Here is a 21463-nt window from a genome sequence, read left to right as displayed (position 1 = left end):
GGTACTGGCCAAAGGCGGCCAGTACGACCCACATCCGAACGCTTGAATGCACAGCGTTACCACCGGCTTTTGCGACGTCACTGACTGATGACAGTAAACGGCAAACGGCCCGACTGAGAACCTGGCAATAAAATCAGCTTTAGAAGCTGAGGGTTTTTTCAGGACAGTCGGGAGCGGCTACTCATCGAGGGCCGAGCGTTGTTGCAGCAACGCTCACAACGAGCCCGGATACATTAGCGCAAGCCAGCTTTACCGAAAACAGCCCATGAGGTTGCAGGAGAAGGGCTGACCATACATTTTATCGCCTGTAGAACAGCCCTGGCTACTTACTGGACTGACGCGCCTGGGCGGCCTTGGCCGCACGCAAGCGGCGGATCTCTTTCGGATCTGCCAGCAATGGTCGATAGATTTCGAGCCGATCGCCTGCCTGCACCACCTGGCGTTCCGGATCGGCAACCACCTTGCCGAAGATACCGACCGGACAGGTCGCCAGGTCCAGTCCGGCAAACGCCTGGGCCATGCCCGATGTTTCCAGCGCGGTGCGCACCGTGGTCCCCTCCGGCACGGCAAAGCCCCGCAGGACCTGACGCTCGGCGGTGGCATACACCACTTCTATCTCGATCAACGCTTGAGCTCTGCGTTCTGCTTGGCGCGCTGGCAGAACGCATCGACCAGGGTGTTGGCCGCCTGATTGAACAACGGCCCCAGCGTGGCCCGCACCAGCGGCCCCGCATAGTCGAACGAGAGATCCAGGCTGATCTTGCAGGCCTTGTCACCCAACGGCTTGAACACCCAGATGCCATGGAGCTGATTGAAAGGCCCCTCTTCCAGGTTCATTTCAATGGATTGTCCCGGCACCAGGGTATTGCGCGTGACGAAATGCTGGCTCAGCCCGCCCTTGGCGACATTGAGGCTGGCGCGCATGTGGGTTTCGGAGCTTTCAAGCACCTCGGCCGATGAGCACCAGGGCAAGAACTGCGGATAGCTCGCCACATCGTTGACCAGGTCGTACAGCGCCTGCGCCGGGTAGGGCAGCAAGGCCGAGCGTTGAATATGTGTCGTCATGTAAGCGTCACTTCCACAGCTGGGCGGCAAACACTACGAGGATGCCGATGGGCGCCACGTAGCGCATCAGGAACAGGCTCGCGGCGAACAGCACCGGGCTGCGCAGCGACAACTCATCGCGTACGGCTTCACGCCCCATGATCCACCCTGCAAACACTACGAAACACAAGCCTCCCAGTGGCAGCATGATCCGCGAGGTGAAGAAATCAATCACACCGAAGAAATCCAGCCCTCCGGTCGCTCCCCATTGATAGAGGCGGAACAGCCCGTCTTCGTTCACGAAAAACTTGGCCTGCTTCCATATATTGAAGGAAAACACCGTGCCCAGGCCAACGAACCAGCAGGTGAAGGCCAGCCAGAAAGTCACCCAGGCACGACTGAGACGGGTCCGCTCAACCAGGTAAGCCACCATCGGTTCCAGCAGGGAAATAGCCGAGCTCCAGGCAGCGATGGCCACCAGGACAAAGAACACCACCCCCATCAACTGGCCGAACGCCATGCTGCCGAAGGCAAAGGGCAGGCTGACAAACATCAGTCCCGGCCCTTCGCTGGGGTTCAGGCCCGCCGCGAACACGATCGGAAACAACGCCACACCGGCCAGCAACGAGACAAAGGTGTCCAGCAGCGCGACCCCGACCACCGTCCTGGTAAGGGAGGCGTTCTTGGGCATGTAGGCGCCATAGATCATGATGGAGCCAACCCCCACGCTCAGAGAGAAAAACGCATGCCCCATGGCTGGCAGCAAGCCGTCCATGACCTTCTCCGGAGAGAAATCGAACATGAAGTGCAGGCCTTCCATGAAGTGCCCGGTGGTCATGCTGTACCCCAGCAGCACCAGGATCATCACGAACAGCAAGGGCATCATGATCCGCAGGCTGCGTTCCAGCCCCGCAACCACGCCCCGGGCGATCACCACCGCCGAGAGGACCATGAAAATCGTGTGCCAGAGGGTCAGTCTCCAGGGGTCGGCAATCACATTGCCGAAGTAGGCGCCCACCTGATCGGGCGGCAAGCCCTGGAAGTCACCCCGCCCCATGTTAATGATGTAGTCCAGCGACCAGCCGCCCACCACACTGTAGAACGACAGGATCAGCAGCGCCGTGATCATCCCGGCGAAGGCACCCCAGGACCACTTGGCCGAGTGCCCCGCCGTCACGGCCAACACCTTCAAGGCGTTGGCCGGGCTCTGCCGGGCGCGACGACCGATGAGGGTCTCGGCCAGCATCACCGGCGCGCCGATGAGCGCGATGCAGGCCAGGAACATCAGTACGAAGGCTCCGCCACCGTAGACGCCGACCATGTAGGGGAATTTCCAGATACTACCCAACCCCACGGCCGAACCGGTGGCGGCGAGTATGAAGACCCAGCGGCTAGCCCAACTGCCGTGGACAGAGACCTTGTCTGTCGACATCGTTATCACGCCCAAGCGTTCAAAAAAGAGGCCGCATTGTCCGGGATTCACTCAACGTGCTCAAGCGTGCTGCTTCACCGTAGCCGACACGCACGCAACTGCCTATAATGCCGCCCCTATGGCTAAACAGAAGAAACACCCCACAGGGACCATCGCGCAAAATAAAAAGGCGCGACACGACTACTTCATCGAACAACGTTTCGAGGCCGGCATGGTCCTGGCCGGTTGGGAAGTAAAGAGCCTGCGCGCGGGCAAGGCGCAACTGGTCGACAGCTACGTGCTGCTCAAGGACGGCGAGGCCTGGCTGCTGGGCAGTCATATCACCCCGCTGACCACCGCCAGCACCCACGTGATCGCCGACCCGGTGCGCACCCGCAAATTGCTGCTCAACAAGCGCGAGCTGGAAAAACTCTTCGCTGCCGTACAGCAGAAGGGTTACGCCTGTGTCTGCACGTCGTTCTACTGGAGCAAGCACCTGGTCAAGTGCGAGATCGCACTGGGCAAGGGCAAGAAGGAATACGACAAGCGCGACACCGAGCGCGAGCGCGATGCCGGGCGCGAGCTGCAGCGCGCCGTGCGCAACAAGGGCAAGGAAGACTAGCCTTCGCGAGATTGCATGTGTGGAGCCTGCTCGCAACTGCAGTGGATCAGTAAACATTGCCTTGACTGACACACCGCATTCGCGAGCAGGCTCGCTCCCACAGGTTTCATCGCTATATTCCCTTGCGCCGTTCCGCCCGCGCCACCCGCTGCGCTTCCTGACGCACTTCGTCCAGCACTTCCTGCACATACAGGATATGTCGGCTGGACACTTCTCGCGCCTGCTCGGCGTGCCCGTCCATGATCGCCTGATACAACTCACGATGCTGGCTGATCAGCATGTCGCGGGTTTCGCTGCGCTGCTTGTACATGCCGCCGATGTTGGTCACCACGTTGCGCTTGAGCAGATCGAACAGTCCACGGATGGTGTGCAGCAACACCGCGTTATGACTGGCCTCGGCGATTGCCAGGTGGAAACGCGCATCCGCCGCGCCCTCCTCCGCTCGACTCACTTCGTCGTGGCGAGCATAGCAATCCTGCAACTCACCGAACGCCGCCGTCAGCCGCTCGCGGTCCACCTCCGTGGCCCGCAACGCGGCGTAATAGGCACAGGAGGCCTCCAAGGTGTGACGAAACTCCAGCAGGTCCCGTTGCGCCTCGGGGTTGCTTTCCAACAGCAGCAACAAAGGGTCGCTGAAGGTCGAACCCAGCGACTCCACCACATAATTGCCACCGCCCTGGCGACTGACCAGCAGTCCCTTGGCGACCAGTTTCTGGATCGCCTCGCGCAACGAAGGGCGTGATACGCCGAACTGATCGGCCAGGGTCCGCTCGGCCGGCAGCCGTTCGCCCGCTTTCAGCGTGCCTTCAAGGATCATTCCTTCAAGCCGCTCGACAATATCGTCAGACAAACGGCGCTGACGAATCTGATCAAACCCCATAACTGATTCTCCACGGTCCCGACGGCTCGCCGGGCTCTCTATTCTGGCCTATCCGGGCCTCGACCACACCCACCAGACGCCATCGGCCCGAGCGGAGCAGATGCGATCTGCACCGCTTATTCGACGAAAGTTTTGTGGGCGGCAAATTGACACACGACAACCAAGGCTTTTACCCTAGCCAACAGCGCTTGTAAATTGGTCTTACCAATTATCCAAAACCGCTGACCAGTGCCTGACCAACAACAATTAGGGGCCCACCCACCATGCAAACCTGGCAACAGCTCTACAGTCCGCTCGGCAGTCTCGGCTTGTCCGCTCTCGCGGCCGTCATCCCCATCGTTTTCTTCTTCCTGGCCCTGGCGGTGTTTCGCCTCAAGGGACATGTGGCCGGCAGCATCACCCTGGCCCTGGCGATTGCCGTAGCGATCCTTGCCTTCCAGATGCCAGTGGACATGGCGCTCGCGGCCGCCGGCTATGGTTTCGCGTACGGCTTGTGGCCGATCGCCTGGATCATCGTCGCCGCCGTGTTCCTCTACAAACTGACGGTCAAGAGCGGCCAGTTCGAGGTCATCCGCAGCTCGGTGCTGTCGATCACCGATGACCAACGCCTTCAAGTGCTGCTGATCGGCTTCTGCTTCGGCGCATTCCTGGAAGGTGCCGCCGGCTTCGGCGCACCGGTCGCCATCACCGCCGCCTTGCTGGTGGGCCTGGGCTTCAACCCGCTGTATGCCGCCGGCCTGTGCCTGATCGCCAACACTGCGCCCGTCGCGTTCGGCGCGCTGGGCATCCCGATCATCGTGGCCGGCCAGGTCACCGGGATCGATGCTTTCAAGATCGGCGCCATGACCGGTCGCCAACTGCCATTGCTGTCGCTGTTCGTGCCGTTCTGGCTGGTGTTCATGATGGATGGCCTGCGCGGCGTCCGGGAAACCTGGCCGGCGGCGCTGGTGGCGGGCTTGAGCTTCGCCATCACCCAGTACTTCACCTCCAACTTCATCGGCCCGGAACTGCCAGACATCACCTCGGCCCTGGCCAGCCTGATTTCCCTGACGCTGTTCCTGAAAGTCTGGCAACCCAAGCGCACCGCAGGCGCCCAGATCGCCGGCACCAGCGTCGGTGCGGCCGTTGCCAGCGTCGGCGGCTTCGGCCAGCCTCGCAGCACAGTCGCTTCCCCCTACAGTCTGGGCGAAATCATCAAGGCCTGGTCGCCCTTCCTGATCCTCACCGTTCTGGTCACGATCTGGACCCTGAAACCGTTCAAGGCGATGTTCGCCGCAGGCGGTTCGATGTATGGCTGGGTGTTCAACTTCGCCATCCCGCACCTGGACAAGATGGTGGTCAAGGTCGCGCCCATCGTGGTCACCCCCACCGCCATTCCCGCCGTGTTCAAGCTCGATCCGATTTCCGCCACCGGCACCGCGATTTTCTTCTCGGCGCTCATCTCCATGCTGGTGCTGAAAATCAATTTCAAAACTGGTCTGACCACTTTTAAAGAGACGTTCTTCGAGCTGCGCTGGCCGATCCTGTCCATCGGCATGGTGCTGGCGTTCGCCTTCGTCACCAACTACTCGGGCATGTCCTCCACCATGGCCCTTGTGCTGGCCGGTACCGGCGCGGCGTTCCCGTTCTTTTCGCCGTTCCTGGGCTGGCTGGGCGTGTTCCTGACCGGTTCCGATACTTCCTCCAACGCGCTGTTCAGTTCGTTGCAAGCCACCACCGCTCACCAGATCGGCGTCAACGACACCCTGTTGGTGGCGGCCAACACCAGCGGCGGCGTGACCGGCAAGATGATCTCGCCGCAATCGATCGCAGTGGCCTGCGCAGCAACCGGGCTGGTAGGCAAGGAGTCGGACCTGTTCCGTTTCACCCTCAAACACAGCCTATTCTTTGCAACGATCGTCGGCTTGATCACCTTGGCCCAGGCCTACTGGTTCACCGGCATGCTGGTGCACTGATCAAGACAGGCAACACTGAAAGAACCGACGCCGAACCACGATTCGGCGTTTGCTATCGATAACCGGGTCTGCAAGGCTGCTGAAAGATATCCCCTCTATATTCAGCAGCCTCAGCGGACGGATAACCGGGACCACCCGGAGACACGCCTGATGAGCGAGCTTTTTTACAACGCCGTGCCGAACGCGACCCGTGTCGCCCCGCCATTGCCCGAACCCCGGCAGTACCCCAGCGAGAAACCGCAACGGGTCTACCTCTTCGGGACCTGCGTGGTGGACCTGTTCTATCCCGAAGCCGGGATGGACGCGATTCACCTGCTGGAGCGTGAAGGCATCCGGGTGGAGTACCCGCAAGGGCAGACCTGTTGCGGGCAACCGGCCTACACCTCGGGATACACCGAGCAGGCCCGGACGGTGGCGCGAGCGCAGCTGGCCCTGTTTGCCGAAGACTGTCCGGTAGTGGTGCCATCGGGATCCTGCGCCGGCATGATCCGCGAGCACTACGCCGATCTGTTCAAGGACGAGCCCGACACGCTCCGGCAGATCCAGGCCCTGGCCGCACGGACTTATGAGCTGGCGGAGTTCCTGCTGTTCGTCTGCAAGGTGCAGCTCAAGGACAGCGGGCAGCCGACGAAGGTCGCGTTGCACACGTCCTGCTCGGCACGACGGGAAATGAACACCCACCTGCACGGCCGGGCATTGTTGGCGCAGTTGTGCAACGTGGAACGAGTCGAACACAGCCACGAAAGTGAATGCTGTGGTTTTGGTGGGACCTTCAGCGTTCGCATGCCGGATATTTCCGGAGCGATGGTGGCCGACAAGACCCGGGCGCTGAAGGAATCCGGCGCGCATCAGGTCGTCAGTGCCGACTGCGGTTGCCTGATGAACATCAACGGCGCGTTGGAAAAACAGCAGGAGGCGCTGCGCGGCCAACACTTGGCAAGCTTCCTCTGGCAGCGTACCGGAGGTGTGGCATGAGCACGCCGACGCTGATTCCCACCGTTGAGGTGTCGGAAGATTTTCGCGCCCGGGCCCACAAGGCCCTGGACGACACGCAACTGCGAAACAACTTTCGCAGTGCGATGGATTCACTGATGACCAAGCGGGCGACGTCCTTCAGCGACGCCCACGAAAGGGAACACCTGCGGGTGCTGGGCAATGCGGTCCGCGCCCGTGCGTTATCGAAGCTGCCCGACCTGCTCGAGCAGCTTGAAAGCAACCTGACCCGCAACGGTGTGAAAGTACACTGGGCGGAAACGGTGGACGAAGCCAATGGCATCGTCCTTTCGATCATCCGCGCTCACGAGGCGCGGCAAGTGATCAAGGGCAAATCGATGGTCAGCGAAGAGATGGAGATGAACCATGTCCTCGCGGCTCAAGGCATTGAATGCCTGGAATCGGACATGGGCGAGTTCATCGTCCAACTCGATCACGAGAAGCCTTCACACATCATTATGCCGGCGATCCACAAGAATGCCGGTCAGGTCGCGTCCTTGTTCCACGACAAACTCGGCGTGGAGTACACCAAGGACGTCGACCAGCTCATCCAGATCGGCCGCAGGGTCTTGCGGCAGAAATTCTTCGAGGCCGACATCGGCGTCTCGGGCGTCAACTTCGCCGTCGCCGAGACCGGTACGCTGCTGCTGGTGGAAAACGAGGGGAATGGACGGATGTCCACCACCGTGCCACCGGTGCACATTGCCGTGACCGGCATCGAGAAAGTGGTGGAAAACCTGCGGGACGTGGTGCCGCTGCTGTCGCTGCTGACCCGCTCCGCCCTCGGCCAGCCCATCACCACCTACGTCAACATGATCTCCGGCCCGCGCAAGGCCCAGGAGCTGGACGGCCCCCAGGAAGTCCACCTGGTGCTGCTGGACAACGGACGCAGCCAGGCCTTTGCCGACAGCGAACTGCGCCAGACCCTGAACTGCATCCGCTGCGGCGCCTGTATGAACCATTGCCCGGTCTATACCCGAATCGGCGGCCACGCCTATGGCGAGGTTTACCCAGGGCCTATCGGAAAAATCATCACGCCCCACATGGTCGGCCTCGCCAAGGTGCCGGACCACCCGAGCGCCTCCTCGCTGTGCGGCGCCTGTGGCGAAGTGTGCCCGGTGAAGATCCCGATTCCGGCCTTGCTGCGCCGGCTGCGGGAAGAGAACGTCAAGGCACCGGACAGCCCCCACCAGGTGATGCGCGGCCAGGGCAGCAAATATTCGCCCAGGGAACGGTTCATCTGGAATGCCTGGGCCCGGCTCAACAGCTCGCCGCGGCTGTACCGGCTGTTCGCCTACCTCGCCACGCGCCTGCGCGCCCTGACGCCCCGCAACGTCGGCCCATGGACTCAGAACCACAGCGCCCCCAAACCCGCCGCCCGCTCATTGCATGACCTGGCCCGCGAACACCTGAACCCGCAGGGAGACCGTCGATGAGCGCCAAGCAGAATATCCTCGCCAAGCTGCGCAAAAGCCTGACCGGCACCACGCCGGTTGCCGACAACTTCGATGTCGAGCTGGTGACCCAGACCTATCGCTATGCGCCTGAGGAACGCATCCCTCAACTGCGTAAGCTGATGGAGGCTGTGCACACCGAGATCCACCTCACCAGCGGCGAAGGTTGGCCAGCGTTGCTGGCGCAGCTACTGCGCGACCGTCAGTTGCCCAGCCTGCTCATTGCGCCGAGCACACCACACGGGCAAAGAATCACGCAATTCTGGGCGAACAATCCGGACCTGCCACCTCTCAAGGCCTACGACCGGCCGGTGGAGGAATGGAAAGCCGAGCTGTTCAACGACACCCCTGCCAGCCTCACCGGCACCCTCGGTGCCATCGCCGCCACCGGCAGCCTGATTCTCTGGCCAACGCGGGAAGAGCCCCGGTTGATGAGCCTGGTGCCACCGGTGCATTTCGCCCTGCTCAAGGCCAGCGAGATCCGTGACAACTTCTACGAAGTGCAGCAGGAATTCGCCTGGGCCCAAGGCATGCCCACCAACGCCCTGCTGGTGTCGGGCCCCTCGAAAACCGCCGACATCGAACAAGTCCTGGCCTACGGCGCCCACGGCCCGAAGGATCTGGTGGTACTGATTCTGGAGGACCAATGACCCTTCCGGCCCCCTTTCTGCGTGACGTACACCAACTGATCCCACCCAAGCGACGTTTCGACGACCCGCTGTCGACGCTGGCCTTCGGTACCGACGCCAGCTTCTACCGGCTGATTCCCAAACTCGTGGTGCGGGTCGAGAGCGAAGACGAAGTGGTGGCGCTGTTGCAACTGGCCCAGCGCGACCAGGTGCCCGTCACCTTCCGTGCCGCCGGCACCAGCCTGTCCGGACAAGCCATCAGCGACTCGGTGCTGATCGTGCTGGGGGACAACTGGAACGGTCGCGAGATTCGCGAACAAGGCTCCCAGATCCGCTTGCAGCCCGGCGTGATCGGCGCCCAGGCCAACGCCTGGCTGGCCCCGTTCGGGCGCAAGATCGGCCCGGATCCGGCGTCCATCAACGCCTGTAAGATCGGCGGCATCGTCGCCAACAACGCCAGCGGCATGTGCTGCGGCACGGCCCAGAACACCTATCACACACTGGCCGGCATCCGCCTGGTACTGGCCGATGGCACTCGCCTCGATACCGAAGACGACAGCAGCGTGGCGGCCTTTCGCACAAGCCATGGCGACCTGCTGGAGCAGTTGGCGACCCTCGGTCGCGAAACCCGCACCAACACAGAACTGGCCGCCCGAATTCGCCATAAATATCGTCTGAAAAATACCACCGGCCTGTCACTCAACGCCCTGGTGGATTTCGACGATCCTCTGGACATCCTGAGCCATCTGCTGGTGGGCTCCGAAGGCACCCTGGGCTTTATCAGCGCAGTGACCTACAACACCGTTGTCGACCACCCGCACAAGGCATCGGCGCTGATCGTGTTCCCGGATGTGGAGACCTGCTGCAACGCGGTCACCGTCCTGAAAAGCCAACCCGTATCGGCGGTGGAACTGCTGGATCGTCGCAGCCTGCGTTCAGTGCAGGACAAACCCGGCATGCCCGATTTCGTACAACACCTTTCGCCCCAGGCCTGTGCCCTGCTGATCGAATCCCGCGCGGCTTCGTCATCCCTCCTACAGGAACAGCTCGCCCGGATCATGGCCTCCCTGGCCAGTTTCCCGGTGGAAAAACGCATCGACTTTACCGAAGACCCGAAGGAAAACGCCCGGCTCTGGGCCATCCGCAAGGACACCTTCCCCGCCGTGGGCGCGGTGCGCAAAACCGGCACCACAGTGATCATCGAGGACGTCACGTTCCCGGTGGAACAACTGGCCGTGGGCGTGAATCGCCTGATCGAACTGTTCGACAAACATCACTACGACGAAGCGATCCTGTTCGGACACGCACTGGAAGGCAATCTGCACTTTGTCTTCACCCAAGGCTTCAACAACCCGGAAGAAGTCGCACGCTACCAGGCGTTCATGGATGACGTGGCCCATCTGGTGGCGGTGGAGTTCGGCGGCTCGCTGAAGGCCGAACACGGTACCGGACGCAACATGGCGCCGTTCGTCGAACTGGAATGGGGCAGCGATGCCTACCAGCTGATGTGGCGCCTCAAGCGTTTGCTCGACCCCAACGGCATCCTCAACCCCGACGTGGTCCTGAGCGAAGACCCGCAGATCCACCTCAAGCACCTCAAGCCGCTGCCGGCCGCCGACGAGATCGTCGACAAGTGCATCGAATGCGGCTTCTGCGAGCCGGTGTGCCCGTCCAAGGACCTGACCTTGAGCCCGCGCCAGCGCATCGTGATATGGCGCGACATCCAGGCGAAAAAACGCTCCGGCATCGACACTTCGGCGCTGGAAACGGCCTATCAATACCAGGGCATCGACACCTGCGCCGCCACCGGGCTGTGCGCCCAACGTTGTCCGGTGGGCATCAACACCGGCGAACTGGTGAAAAAACTGCGAGGACGTACCGCAACCCGTAAGAAAACCGCCGATTGGCTTGCGAGTAATTTCGCCACTGCCTTGCAAGGTGCCCGCTTTACGCTGCACGTCGCCAATGGCGCGCGCATGCTGCTGGGAGCGCCGCGCCTGACCCGTCTGTCCGGTGGGCTGAACCGATTGTCCAAGGGCCGGGTTCCGCAATGGACCAACGCCATGCCGCAGCCGGAACGCCCCATCCGCTTCAGCCCCGCTGTGGCGGACGAACGCCCGAGAGTGGTGTATCTGGCTGCGTGCGTATCTCGGGCCATGGGACCGGCCGCAGGGGACAAGGAACAGACGTCCCTGTACGAAAAGACTCAACGGCTGCTGGAAAAGGCCGGTTATCAAGTCGTCTTTCCGGACAATGTGGACAACCTGTGCTGCGGCCAGCCATTCGCGTCCAAAGGGTATGCCGAGCAAGCCGAAGACAAACGCCAGGAAATGATCGGCGCCCTGCTGCATGCCAGCCGTGGTGGGCTCGACCCGATCTATTGCGACACCAGCCCCTGCACGCTGCGCCTGGTCCAGGACCTCGGCGACGTACGCCTGGACCTGTACGACCCGGTGCGTTTCATCCGCACCCACCTGATGGACCGCCTGGAGTTCACGCCACAGGAAGCCCCGATCGCCGTGCATGTCACCTGCAGCACGCAACACCTGGGCGAAAGCCAGGCCCTGATCGACCTGGCGCGCAAATGCAGCAAGAACGTGGTGATCCCCGAAGGTATCCACTGCTGTGGCTTTGCCGGCGACAAAGGCTTCACCACCCCGGAACTGAACGCCCATTCACTGCGTACCCTCAAGGACGCCGTGCAGCACTGCAGCGAAGGAATTTCCACCAGCCGCACCTGTGAAATCGGCCTTACGCAACACGGCGCCATCGACTACCACGGGCTGGTCTACCTGGTGGACCGAGTCACCCAGGCCAGGGCAAGGTAAAGAAAAATAGAACCCTGGCGAACGCCCGCAGTCCATTGATCAAGTCCCGCAAACGCGGGACCTCCCTCAATTGGTAGTACTGATGGCGTGAGCCTTCGGTTCAAGGAGAGACACATGAAACGCTCTGCACTGCTAGGTCTGTTCGTCACTGCCTCCATCCTCGCCTCCCCCTCGTTCGCCGCCGGCGGCTCGGACGACTTGTGCGAGACCAATATCAAAACCATCGAGAACGCCAAGACCCAGGTCCAGGGCTCCGACCTCGAAGCGCGCGTCGAGGCCAGCCTCCAGCAAGCCAAGGCCCACCAGGCCCAGCACAGTGAGGAAGGCACCAAGAAATGCATCAGCGAAACCACCCAGACCCTTCAGGAAATCCAGAAGGTGAGCAAGGACGGTAAAAGCTCCTGACCGTTGACGGCCAACCTTCGGGTTGGCCTCCGGCCCGGATTGGCGTACACTCTGCACATGCCTGCCGCTCCAATGCTCTACCGGAGTGACAGGTCCGGGGCCGTTCAGGATTCGACGCCGGTTGCGAAACTTTAGGTGCATGCCGAGTTGGTAACAGAACTCGTAAATCCACTGTTGCAACTTCCTATAGTTGCCAATGACGAAACCTACGGGGATTACGCTCTCGCTGCGTAAGCAGCCTTAGCTCTTCCCTTCTGGTACCTTCGGGTCCAGCAATCATCAGGGGATGTCTGTAAACCCAAAATGATTGTCATATAGAACAGAATCGCCGTGCAGTACGTTGTGGACGAAGCGGCTAAAACTTACACAACTCGCCCAAAGCACCCTGCCCGTCGGGTCGCTGAGGGTTAACTCAATAGACACGGCTACGCATGTAGTACCGACAGCGGAGTACTGGCGGACGGGGGTTCAAATCCCCCCGGCTCCACCAATTTAGCTTTATAAATCAGGCACTTAGCGAATAGCTACAGTGCCTTTTTTGTGTCTCTTAGGGCCGTTTTGGTTGGGTAATGCCAGCTTTATGACAGCCTCCCTTCCCGCGAAGCCCATCCGCGACTGCCATCTTTACCTCACATCAGGCAAAGCGCTTTCCGACGCTTTTCCGGTTTGAAATCGCGCCACAGCGGTCTGTCAGGGGTATTAAATCTGTGTCGGCTTACACACAGAGACCCACAAATGCCGACACATGCCCCCAAGAAGTACCTGATCAGCCACATCTCTCTGCAGCACTGCTTTGATAAGAGCCGCTCGGGCCTTGAAAAGCTGCGCGAAACCATTTTTTAATGCATCGGTACAACTGGATTCGGCCTCATCAATTCAACGATGGGTTGGCACCAGCGCGGGCCGAGGAAAAACTTAACGTCGTGTCCGGGATTAGTTGACCACTACAACGTGACGTTCTTGAACATCGTGAAAATTTCGACGGCCTTGGGATGCAATCCGTCGTCGCTGCTGAGCGAGGCGGGTTTGTAGCTTTGAATGAGGTTGAATGAGGCGAGGACTATCCTTGCCTGCTACAATCTATTCAGATTTCCATTACTGCAAAGTTCGGAAGATATCTGTACATCCGGCAAAATTTCTCCGCGTCGGATGCGGGTATTGAGCCCAGGTCCAGCTCTCGGTCTACAGGTTTAGGAAGCTGTTGCTCAATTTTTCGAAGCTCTCGAATTGTCAACTTCGGCATTTCAATTCGAATAGGTTTTTGCGTTGCCGGCATGAAGTCGAGCCGCTCAAAAGCACATGCCTCAAGTCGATGGATTTCGTCCTCGTCGACAAACGCTCCAACGAGGGTGCACATTCGAGCATCGTCTTGATATTCGATCTCGCAAATTGATTCGAATCGGAGGGTCGTGCCAGCACTCAGGTTGCGTTCGGCTAGAGCCAATTCGATCTCAGTTATCAGCATTTTCCGGCTAAGAGTCCCATAGGGCCACCCCGCAAGATCATCGTCTCGTGCGTCATCTGGAACTCGTTCTCGACCAAATGTTTGCCTAAAACGCTCGATCGCGATCATTTTGCCTTCGTCCGTATCCCGCTGATAATCGATTAGAGACGGAGCCTTAACACATTGGACCGATACGGCTAAAACCGAGCCAGAACGGACCCGGTTTGCGACTGACCGAACATCTTGCAGCATTCCTGGCTCTAGAGGATCGTCGTAATCGAGCCACGCAATAACTCGCTCCGACCAATCTAGCCGAGGTAGAACGGTGGATGAATTTCCGAATTCGATATTGATGTTGAACGGCCTATTTTCTTCGAATCGGGCCCGAGCCCCCTCAGCCTGCTCAATAGATATCATTTTATTTATACCAAGCATGCGGTGAAATAAAATGAAATCCGAAAACCAGACCGACCCGAATCCAATATAGCAATAGTCCTCCACTGCTTGGAATGGAGTAAGCCGACGAAGAACGTCAACTAACATTTTTCTCTCGGCGTGTTTAGCTGGCCGTAAAGAATAGTCGATTTTTCGGAAGCTTCCGCTCATCAGTCGCGCTGCCTCGTCAGAACCATGTCGAAGCAAGTCTCACCTACAGCCTTTGCTGATGTTACCCCTAACGCATCTTGTAGGAACTCAACGTCATCAACTGTTCGAGAGAATTGTATTTTGATCAACTTCGGCCCCCTAGCAACTGAGCTTCTGTTGGGTGCGGTGAAGTCCGCTTTTTTCTGGAACGTCTCCGGGCCTTGGGGGGCTGCTTTGGTGATGAGTTCCAAAAGAGGGCTCTTCTCTTTGGTGTTCTCGTCAATATCAGCGTCCAGCTCGTTGAGGAAATCGATTACCGGTCTCATCATTTCCAGCATACGCTGGAATGTTGATCGCCAAACATTACTGTCTACGTCCACATCGGTTTTGGTCGTGTTCCAAGGAATTCGAGATGAGTCATCTGAGTCGAATGAAACTATGCCTCGGAACCTGGCGAACTGGTTGTGGAAGCTGGGGATTATCATCCTCTCTGCATTTTCTTCCAATAAACCCCAGCCGGTTTGCGGCCTGCGGTCTGCTTCCAAGACGACCCGACCATTACATATAACGTTCCAACCAGCCTCCTTCGGAGACGACTTTCCTAAGCCTACGATGATCTTCGCTGTAACGGTAGCGGCGCCATCTTCGCTGAACTCTAAAATGTCGGTTCCAGGCGTAAACCCATCGCTAACAAGTAGATAAATATTCGTTGCGTCGATTCGGGTATCGTTAACCTTGATATCTAGGCCGTCTGAAATAAATTGCCGGTGTTTTGACTTGATTAGACCTATAATTGAGTTGACGAAGTAAGTTGTACCAAATTTTGCTGCAACTTCTCGCCGCAGTTTGGTTACTAAGATGTCAGTCCCAGGCTTGTCTTGTCCAATTTTGTCGGATTGGACTTCGGCCCAAGGGAAACTCCAGCCACCGGTCTCAGCCTCCCACTGTTCAACGTCAACATCTACAGCCCATGTTTCTGCTGAGGTCGATGACTCAACTCTGAAATGGCGTCCGAATTTGAACAGCGCCCGCTTCATGCCCACGCCAAATTGGCCGATAGAGTGTGCAGTTCTAGTGGCAGCCGCGGGCCTACCGAAGCGAAACGCATACTCCTGAGCAGTTTCGACATCGAATCCGCCACAATTGTCGTAAATGCTGAACTGGTGACTGTTAAGCACGATTTCGACCTTACATCCATCGTAAGGGCGAGTAGCGTCGCTTTCCCGGCCTGCGGCTATTCTTTTGGCTCCATCGACGCAGTTGTCGACTAGATCGAGCACAGCCTGTTCAAGTGGAATATCGCGGGTCAGCATGTCTACGAAGAACGCTTTCGTAGGCTCTGCGTTGATTTCCTTGCGTTGTGGGGCGTCCGTTTCAGCCATCATGTACCTCCGGTCTCTTCGGCGATAATGACCGCTTTGCTGGCTTTTCGCTAGCCTTCACGATCGACAAAAAACTTCTGATCACGTATGCTGTGCCAATGCTAATGGACTTCTGATTATGCCTACCCTACTCGACCTTTTTAGTGGATGCGGCGGGCTAGCGCTCGGCTCCCAAAATGCCGGCTTCAAGACCTGCTTGGCTGTGGACATCGACCCGATCCTCTCAAGCTCATTCCCTGTCAATTTTCCTACAACCCCTTTTCTTCACGCCGACGTATCGACGTTGACATGGGAGAATATCCGCCCCTACATGCCCGAGGGTGTTGACGGCATCGTAGGTGGCCCACCCTGTCAAGCCTTCAGTAGCATTGGGAAGCGGCTTCCTGACGACCCTAGGCGATCACTTGTGGGCCATTTTTTCCGCATAGTCGAGGAGGTCCAGCCCAAATTCTTTGTCATGGAGAACGTGCCTGGCTTGGCATTCCCTGAGAATAGGCCTGTTCTAGATGAAGGGCTGAGTCGACTCGGTAGCCACTGGAAAGTCCTTGGCCCGGTCATTCTGGATGCCTCTAATTTTGGGGCCCCGACGAAGCGGAAGAGGGTGTTCGTATTCGGGTTCAACTCACTAAAGCTCAGCCCTCCCGATCTTGGCTACCTTACCGAGTCGGCTTCGTTCTCTACTACGGTCCTTGATGCCATCAACGACTTGAAAAACTCCGTACCTTTGGGAGCTGGTGGAGGGGGCAGTCAGTGGGTGTACGGGAAAAGTCGAAAGCTGTCGGAATACGCAAAGCGCATGCGCGCCAAATCTGGTTCGTTCACTGGCCACCAGCGTACGGTGCACAAGGCAGAGACTAAAATGCGGTTTTCTACGGTTCCCCAAGGGGGCGTGGATACCGTTGGTAAGCACAAGCGGCTTGAGTGGTGTGGCCTTTGTCCTACCCTGCGCGCGGGAACCGGAAGTGATCGTGGCTCCTATCAGGCGGTTCGGCCACTGCACCCGGACGAGGATAGAGTGATCACGCCGAGAGAGGCAGCGCGATTACAAGGTTTTCATGACGACTTTATCTTTCATCCAACGACTTGGCACAGCTTCAGGATGATCGGCAACAGCGTCTCTCCAATAATCGCTGAGGCATTGCTGACCAGGATTAAGCACCTTCTCTAATCAGATGCCGGTCACAGGGCCCGCCTGAACAGGCTCTGGAGAGCAGTCTAGTTTGGTCGCGTGCCTTATTGCCCGGCTAGGCGCAAAAAAACGCCATCCATAGGATGGCGTCTTCAAAAAAGGGGCTCTAATTCCTGCAACGTAGAACCTGCTGACGAAAAGGCAGGGCTCTACGTTGGGAGCGCCTCAGTCGTGGTTTTGGTAATACTCGACGAGAGATTCATAGTCCTCGCTCTCTTCATCAACAAGCGCCGACTCGCCGTCATGTGCTGAACATTCGCCATGCTCGTTGATGTCCGATGCTCTGTAGACCTAGTCATCCCCGCAGTAGCGGCAATGCTCGTACTCCGATTCATATCGGGAAACGCAGCTCGCGCAAACCCAACCGTCAGTTCAGATTCCTCGTAGCCCAGCGGGGTGATGTCGAGGCTCTTATGGCCGGAGTTCTCACATGAGGAAGCTAGGCCCGCACGGATAACGTCATACAGCTCGTGGAGGTCTAGAGTCTGCAATGGAGTTTGGTGCATGCGCGGAATGTGTTCGGCTAGCTTCTCAACACCTGCTTCGCAGTAGTGATCAGATCGGCGTCGAACTGGTCAAAGTACGGGTCGCTCTTTAGTTGGAAGCCATTACGGGCTCCCCCCCCCGGCTCCTGATCTTTTGAGATTTTTTGAGTTCCAGTCATTCGGATATCCAAACGGTCCTCCAGCCCCTTTGACACTGACCCTTGGAATACCGAATCAGTGCCTGAGGAAAAATCTTACACCTGCTCAAACCCTATACCTCTCCGAGTGGCAGCTCAAAGGGAGTCAACCCGCGACCAACGATTACGTCCTCCTCGACGGTGACGATGGCAAACGGCTTAGCTACGCAAGACGGGATGCCCGGACGCCTACGGCGTGTTTCAGACACAGCTCCGTTGAGAGGGCGTTAAAGCTAAGCGTGACGGGTACGGCTATCCAGCATATTGCCCAAGGCCTCCGCCCCGGAGCATTTCCATTTGGTCTTGGTCAAGCTGCTTATGAAGAAGTTATCCGTCAGTTATTGCCTCAGAACCGAACTGGCAATTTTCAAAAGCGCTCTAGGCGCAGCCCCCTACAGCCATACACACTCCGTAACACCGAACCCTAGGCCCGAAGCTACGTCGCCTTGCGCCTTTCCCTACAACTAAGACAGAATCCGCCCGCTTGTGCGCCTTGGCCCGCACCGGTAGCTTGGCTCCTATCACTGCTCATCAGTGATCGGGTTTAGCGACCCGAAGGGTATGGACGCATCAGCACTCCTGATCTCGTTGCAGGTATTCATGTCTGCAATGATTGCAATGGTGGCTGTGCGCGGGAGATCTTCGGGTCTGCCGGGCTCCTGTACCCCCGGTTCGCTAACCTGCGTACAGCCGCCACCCTAACTTGCTTAGCGACAAGTCATGGTGGCCCAACCTGGTACAGGAGTTCCATCATGTTCAAGGTCACACCCAATCCTCCGCAAACGGCCCCCAGCTCCGCCGGCCTCGATCCAAAGAAAGTCCAAGAGGCGACCGATCGGGCGCTGGATTTCTATCTGAAACCGAAAGAAACCGACGCCAAAACCGCCCCCCCACCCGGTCAGCTCTTCACCGTCATCGACGGCATCGACACTGAAAGTCTGCTCGCCAACCTCAGCGAAAACCTGGCCTCGGCCAACGCCATGATCAACGACCTGGCGTTCGACCTTGACGGGTCGCGCCGATATGTTGCGCTGGGCATTCAGCAAGTGATTGAGCTGAGCGAGCTGTTGGCAAATCGGGCGTTGGATAACGTCGATCCGCGCTAGCACCCAGCCTATAACGTGAGGCCGAGTCGGACCTTTGTAGCCCCGAGTCTACAGAGCAGCCGACTCGCCGAACCGGCACGGCGAACGTAGTGCCGCTAAGCGCTATACGCAGAATCTGACTTTAGACGCCAGAGCAACCACAACACCCAAGCATCAACTAACCTCACCTCCTCAACCACCCTTCCCCTTCTCCAACTCCGCAATCAAAAAATCCCTGAACGCAGAAACCGCCGCCGGTAAATTACGTCCCGCCATGCTCTGCAGTTCGATGCGCCGTGCCTTCATACCTTCATCAAGAATCGGCAAGCATTGAAGTGCCTTGTCGGCCACTTGCTTGTGCAAGGTCATCTCACTGGCGAGGCTGATGCCTCCCTCTTCGCGCACGAAGCTATAGAGCGAGGCCACGTAGTTAGTGGTCAATACCGGGTCGAACAACAAGCCCTGCACGCCGCAACAGATGTCGAACAGTTGCCGTATGGTGGTGTCGGCCTTGGGGAGTGCAATGGGCCAGGGTTGCAACTCGGCGAGGTTGACCGCTTCACGCCCGGCCAAGGGATGAGAATTGGAGACCACGGCGAAGATCGCGCCGCTCAGGACATGTTCGACCTTGATTTCCTTTTGTGGCGTCAGGCTGAAGGTCATCGCCAGGTCGGCTTCGCCGGAGCGTACTTTTTCGGTCGCCTGCGCAGGCGCACAGACCTCCAGGGTGAAATGGATGCCCTGATACTCACGCCTGAATGCACTGATGCTCCTGGGCATGTATTCCAGTGCGAATCCTTCCGAGCAGGCCACGTGCACGTGACCTCGTTGCAAGCCGTGCAGCTCGGTAATTTCCAGCACCACCTGCTCGGCCTCCAGTTGTGACTTGCGCGCATAAGCCGCCAGTCGCGCGCCCGCCTCGCTGAGCACCATGCCCCGAGCACGACGCTCGAACAGGCTGGCATCCAGGGCCAATTCAAGCTTGGAGATCTGCCGGCTCACCGCTGACGCCGCGACGTTCAGCCGTACCGAGGCTTCGCTGATCGATCCGCATCGCGCCACTTCCAGAAAATAGCGCAGTGCCGTGGACTGCACACCATACAGCTGCATCGGCGCCTCCAGGGTTTGCCTTTTCGGCAAAGGAAGAATCGAAATATTATTCTTGTGGCATTGATAACCTTTCCCTACATTCGAGTCCAGATCAAAAAAAATACAGTCTGATCCTTTTACCCTCCTTTGCGCTTTTGCGATTCGCTGCCCTTTGATTCAACCACTCTCGCCAACGGAGACGACGGCATGGGCATCAAAGGTTTCGCCTGCACTATTGCGCTGATGGGCTTCATCAGCAGTTTTCCGGCTCATGCCGGTAAAGCCAACGACACCCTGGTTTACGCTTCCGACAGCGAGCCTGAAAACATCAGCCCCTATCACAACGATCTACGCGAAGGCGTGATTCTCGGTCGGCTGATCTGGGACAACCTGGTCTACCGCGATCCCAAAAGCGGCGAGTACCAACCCATGTTGGCCACGCGCTGGAAACAGGTCGACGACACCACCATCGACTTCGAACTGCGCAAGGGCGTCAAATTTCACAACGGTGACGACTTCACCGCCGACGATGTGGTGTTCACCCTCAACTACGTGGTGTCGCCCGAAGCGAAAGTCGTGACCGTGCAAAACGTCGACTGGATCAAGAGCGCCGAGAAAACCGGTGACTACAGCGTCCGCCTGTATTTGAAGAAGCCTTTTCCTCCGGCTCTGGAATACCTGTCCAACGCCGTTCCGATGTTTCCCAAGCAGTATTTCGAGAAGGTCGGCCTGGCCGAATTCAGTCGCAAGCCAATCGGTACCGGGCCGTATAAAGCCGTATCGGTGGTGGCTGGCGAAGGCGTGACCATGGAGATCAACAAGGACTACTTTCCGGACAGCCCACAAGGCAAACCGCATATCGGCCACCTCAAGTTCCGGGTGATCCCGGATGCCGAAACCCGCCTGGCCGAGTTGATGACCGACGGTGTCGACTGGACCTGGCGCGTGACCCCGGATCAGGCGGTCGACCTCAAGGGCATGCAGAACCTGACCGTGACCAGCGGCGAAACCATGCGCATCGGTTTCCTGATTCTCGATGCCCGGGGCACCTCCACGGAAAACTCCCCCATGAAGAACCTCAAGGTGCGCCAGGCCATCAACCATGCGATCAACCGCAGTGCGCTGGCCACGCAATTGGTGGGGGGCGAAGCCAAGCCCTTGCAGGTGGCCTGTTACCCAGGCCAGTTCGGTTGCGATACCTCCGCGGCCACGGTCTACGACTACGACCCGGCCAAGGCCAGGGCGCTGCTTGCCGAAGCCGGTTATCCCAATGGCTTCGAGACCGAAATCTTCGCCTATCGCGACCGTGATTACGTCGAAGCCATCATCGGCAACCTGCGCGCCGTGGGTATCAACGCCAAGCTGCGCTTCTTGAAGTACGCCGCCCTGCGCGATCAGCAACGTGGCGGCAAGGTGCCCATGTCGTTTCAGGCCTGGGGCTCGTTCTCGATCCTCGACACCTCGGCGTCGGCCGGCACCTGGTTCAAGGGCAATCCGGACGACAACATCAAGGATCCACAAGTCCAGGGCTGGCTGCAGACCGCCGACAACGCCCTCGACCCGCAACTGCGCAAGGACAACTACCGCAAGGCGTTGCAGCGCATCAGCGAACAGGCGTACTGGGCGCCGCTGTTCAACTACTCGATGAACTACGCCTACACCTCCGAACTGGCGTTCACGTCATACCCGGATGAGTTGCCGCGTTTTGTTCAGTCCAGCTGGAAGTAATCCGCAACCGGGCGGATTGATCGAGAGGTGCCGTGGCTGCGACTGACCCGCACCACGG

At 58.8% G+C, this 21463-nt stretch carries 17 protein-coding genes and 1 other RNA gene; 11 read left to right on the top strand and 7 right to left on the bottom strand.

Translation table 11 applies throughout. The annotated features are described in order from the left end of the window. Positions 1-322: 322 nt before the first annotated feature. Genes BLP99_RS25025 through BLP99_RS25015 form a run of 3 tightly spaced genes read right to left on the bottom strand, consistent with a single transcriptional unit; the run spans position 323 to position 2476 of the window. Positions 323-625 carry an RnfH family protein gene (locus BLP99_RS25025; RefSeq protein ID WP_072388583.1) on the bottom strand — a complete coding sequence of 101 codons (303 nt, stop codon included), beginning with the start codon at positions 623-625 and terminating at the stop codon, positions 323-325. Then, entirely contained in the window at positions 622-1065 is a 444-nt protein-coding gene (locus tag BLP99_RS25020; protein ID WP_072388585.1) for a type II toxin-antitoxin system RatA family toxin, read from the bottom strand. Before BLP99_RS25020 ends, BLP99_RS25025 begins: the two co-directional genes overlap by 4 nt. Positions 1066-1072: 7 nt before the next feature. Beyond that, a complete protein-coding gene (locus BLP99_RS25015; RefSeq protein WP_072388587.1) occupies positions 1073-2476 on the bottom strand; it encodes a sodium-dependent transporter in 1404 nt (467 codons plus the stop codon). 118 nt (positions 2477-2594) lie between these two features. On the opposite strand from BLP99_RS25015, the gene smpB reads away from it, so the two are divergent. After that, on the top strand, positions 2595-3077 hold the full coding sequence (smpB, locus tag BLP99_RS25010; RefSeq protein WP_072388589.1) for an SsrA-binding protein SmpB: 483 nt from the start codon (positions 2595-2597) through the stop codon (positions 3075-3077). A 112-nt stretch (positions 3078-3189) separates the two neighbouring features. On the opposite strand, the gene BLP99_RS25005 is transcribed toward smpB, so the two are convergent. After that, positions 3190-3957, bottom strand: coding sequence for a GntR family transcriptional regulator (locus BLP99_RS25005; protein ID WP_072388591.1), 768 nt, complete (start codon positions 3955-3957; stop codon positions 3190-3192). Positions 3958-4220: 263 nt separating this feature from the next. Here BLP99_RS25005 and BLP99_RS25000 point away from each other — a divergent pair, with 263 nt between their 5' ends. The 7 genes from BLP99_RS25000 (at position 4221) to ssrA (ending at position 12711) form a co-directional block, all read left to right on the top strand. Then, the gene (locus BLP99_RS25000; RefSeq protein WP_072432028.1) at positions 4221-5912 is read left to right on the top strand and encodes a lactate permease LctP family transporter; all 1692 of its coding nucleotides are present in this window, start codon (positions 4221-4223) and stop codon (positions 5910-5912) included. 150 nt (positions 5913-6062) lie between these two features. After that, positions 6063-6887 (top strand): (Fe-S)-binding protein, encoded by an 825-nt coding sequence (locus tag BLP99_RS24995; RefSeq protein ID WP_072388595.1) that lies wholly within the window; start codon positions 6063-6065, stop codon positions 6885-6887. Beyond that, positions 6884-8341, top strand: coding sequence for a LutB/LldF family L-lactate oxidation iron-sulfur protein (locus tag BLP99_RS24990; protein WP_072388597.1), 1458 nt, complete (start codon positions 6884-6886; stop codon positions 8339-8341). Before BLP99_RS24995 ends, BLP99_RS24990 begins: the two co-directional genes overlap by 4 nt. Continuing rightward, positions 8338-9009: a LutC/YkgG family protein gene (locus BLP99_RS24985; RefSeq protein ID WP_072388599.1), complete on the top strand. Its 672-nt coding sequence runs from the start codon at positions 8338-8340 to the stop codon at positions 9007-9009. Before BLP99_RS24990 ends, BLP99_RS24985 begins: the two co-directional genes overlap by 4 nt. Then, complete coding sequence (locus BLP99_RS24980; protein WP_092182062.1) at positions 9006-11816, top strand: FAD-binding and (Fe-S)-binding domain-containing protein; 2811 nt, start codon at positions 9006-9008, stop codon at positions 11814-11816. The genes BLP99_RS24985 and BLP99_RS24980 overlap by 4 nt, the downstream gene beginning before the upstream one ends. Before the next feature lie 114 nt (positions 11817-11930). After that, entirely contained in the window at positions 11931-12221 is a 291-nt protein-coding gene (locus BLP99_RS24975; protein ID WP_072388604.1) for a hypothetical protein, read from the top strand. Between the two features lie 96 nt (positions 12222-12317). Further along, positions 12318-12711: a transfer-messenger RNA gene (gene ssrA, locus BLP99_RS24970) on the top strand. 594 nt (positions 12712-13305) lie between these two features. Here the strand turns inward: ssrA and BLP99_RS24965 are convergent. Together BLP99_RS24965 and BLP99_RS24960 are read right to left on the bottom strand one after the other, a co-directional pair. Continuing rightward, a complete protein-coding gene (locus BLP99_RS24965; protein WP_076405591.1) occupies positions 13306-14271 on the bottom strand; it encodes an O-methyltransferase in 966 nt (321 codons plus the stop codon). After that, positions 14271-15632 (bottom strand): ATP-binding protein, encoded by a 1362-nt coding sequence (locus BLP99_RS24960; RefSeq protein ID WP_076405594.1) that lies wholly within the window; start codon positions 15630-15632, stop codon positions 14271-14273. Before BLP99_RS24960 ends, BLP99_RS24965 begins: the two co-directional genes overlap by 1 nt. A gap of 118 nt (positions 15633-15750) precedes the next feature. On the opposite strand from BLP99_RS24960, the gene BLP99_RS24955 reads away from it, so the two are divergent. Together BLP99_RS24955 and BLP99_RS24945 are read left to right on the top strand one after the other, a co-directional pair. Further along, positions 15751-16800, top strand: a complete 1050-nt coding sequence (locus BLP99_RS24955) for a DNA cytosine methyltransferase (protein WP_076405596.1) — start codon at positions 15751-15753, stop codon at positions 16798-16800. A 1455-nt stretch (positions 16801-18255) separates the two neighbouring features. Further along, a complete protein-coding gene (locus BLP99_RS24945; protein WP_072388627.1) occupies positions 18256-18609 on the top strand; it encodes a DUF6124 family protein in 354 nt (117 codons plus the stop codon). A 171-nt stretch (positions 18610-18780) separates the two neighbouring features. Here the strand turns inward: BLP99_RS24945 and BLP99_RS24940 are convergent, their stop codons facing one another. Further along, on the bottom strand, positions 18781-19698 hold the full coding sequence (locus BLP99_RS24940; RefSeq protein ID WP_072388629.1) for a LysR substrate-binding domain-containing protein: 918 nt from the start codon (positions 19696-19698) through the stop codon (positions 18781-18783). A 186-nt stretch (positions 19699-19884) separates the two neighbouring features. On the opposite strand from BLP99_RS24940, the gene BLP99_RS24935 reads away from it, so the two are divergent. Beyond that, on the top strand, positions 19885-21405 hold the full coding sequence (locus BLP99_RS24935) for an ABC transporter substrate-binding protein (RefSeq protein WP_072388632.1): 1521 nt from the start codon (positions 19885-19887) through the stop codon (positions 21403-21405). The last annotated feature ends 58 nt before the right edge of the window (positions 21406-21463 follow it).

The organism is Pseudomonas sp. NFACC32-1, from assembly GCF_900101215.1.
Taxonomy (GTDB): Bacteria; Pseudomonadota; Gammaproteobacteria; order Pseudomonadales; family Pseudomonadaceae; genus Aquipseudomonas.
This window is presented reverse-complemented; position numbering and strand designations above follow the sequence as displayed.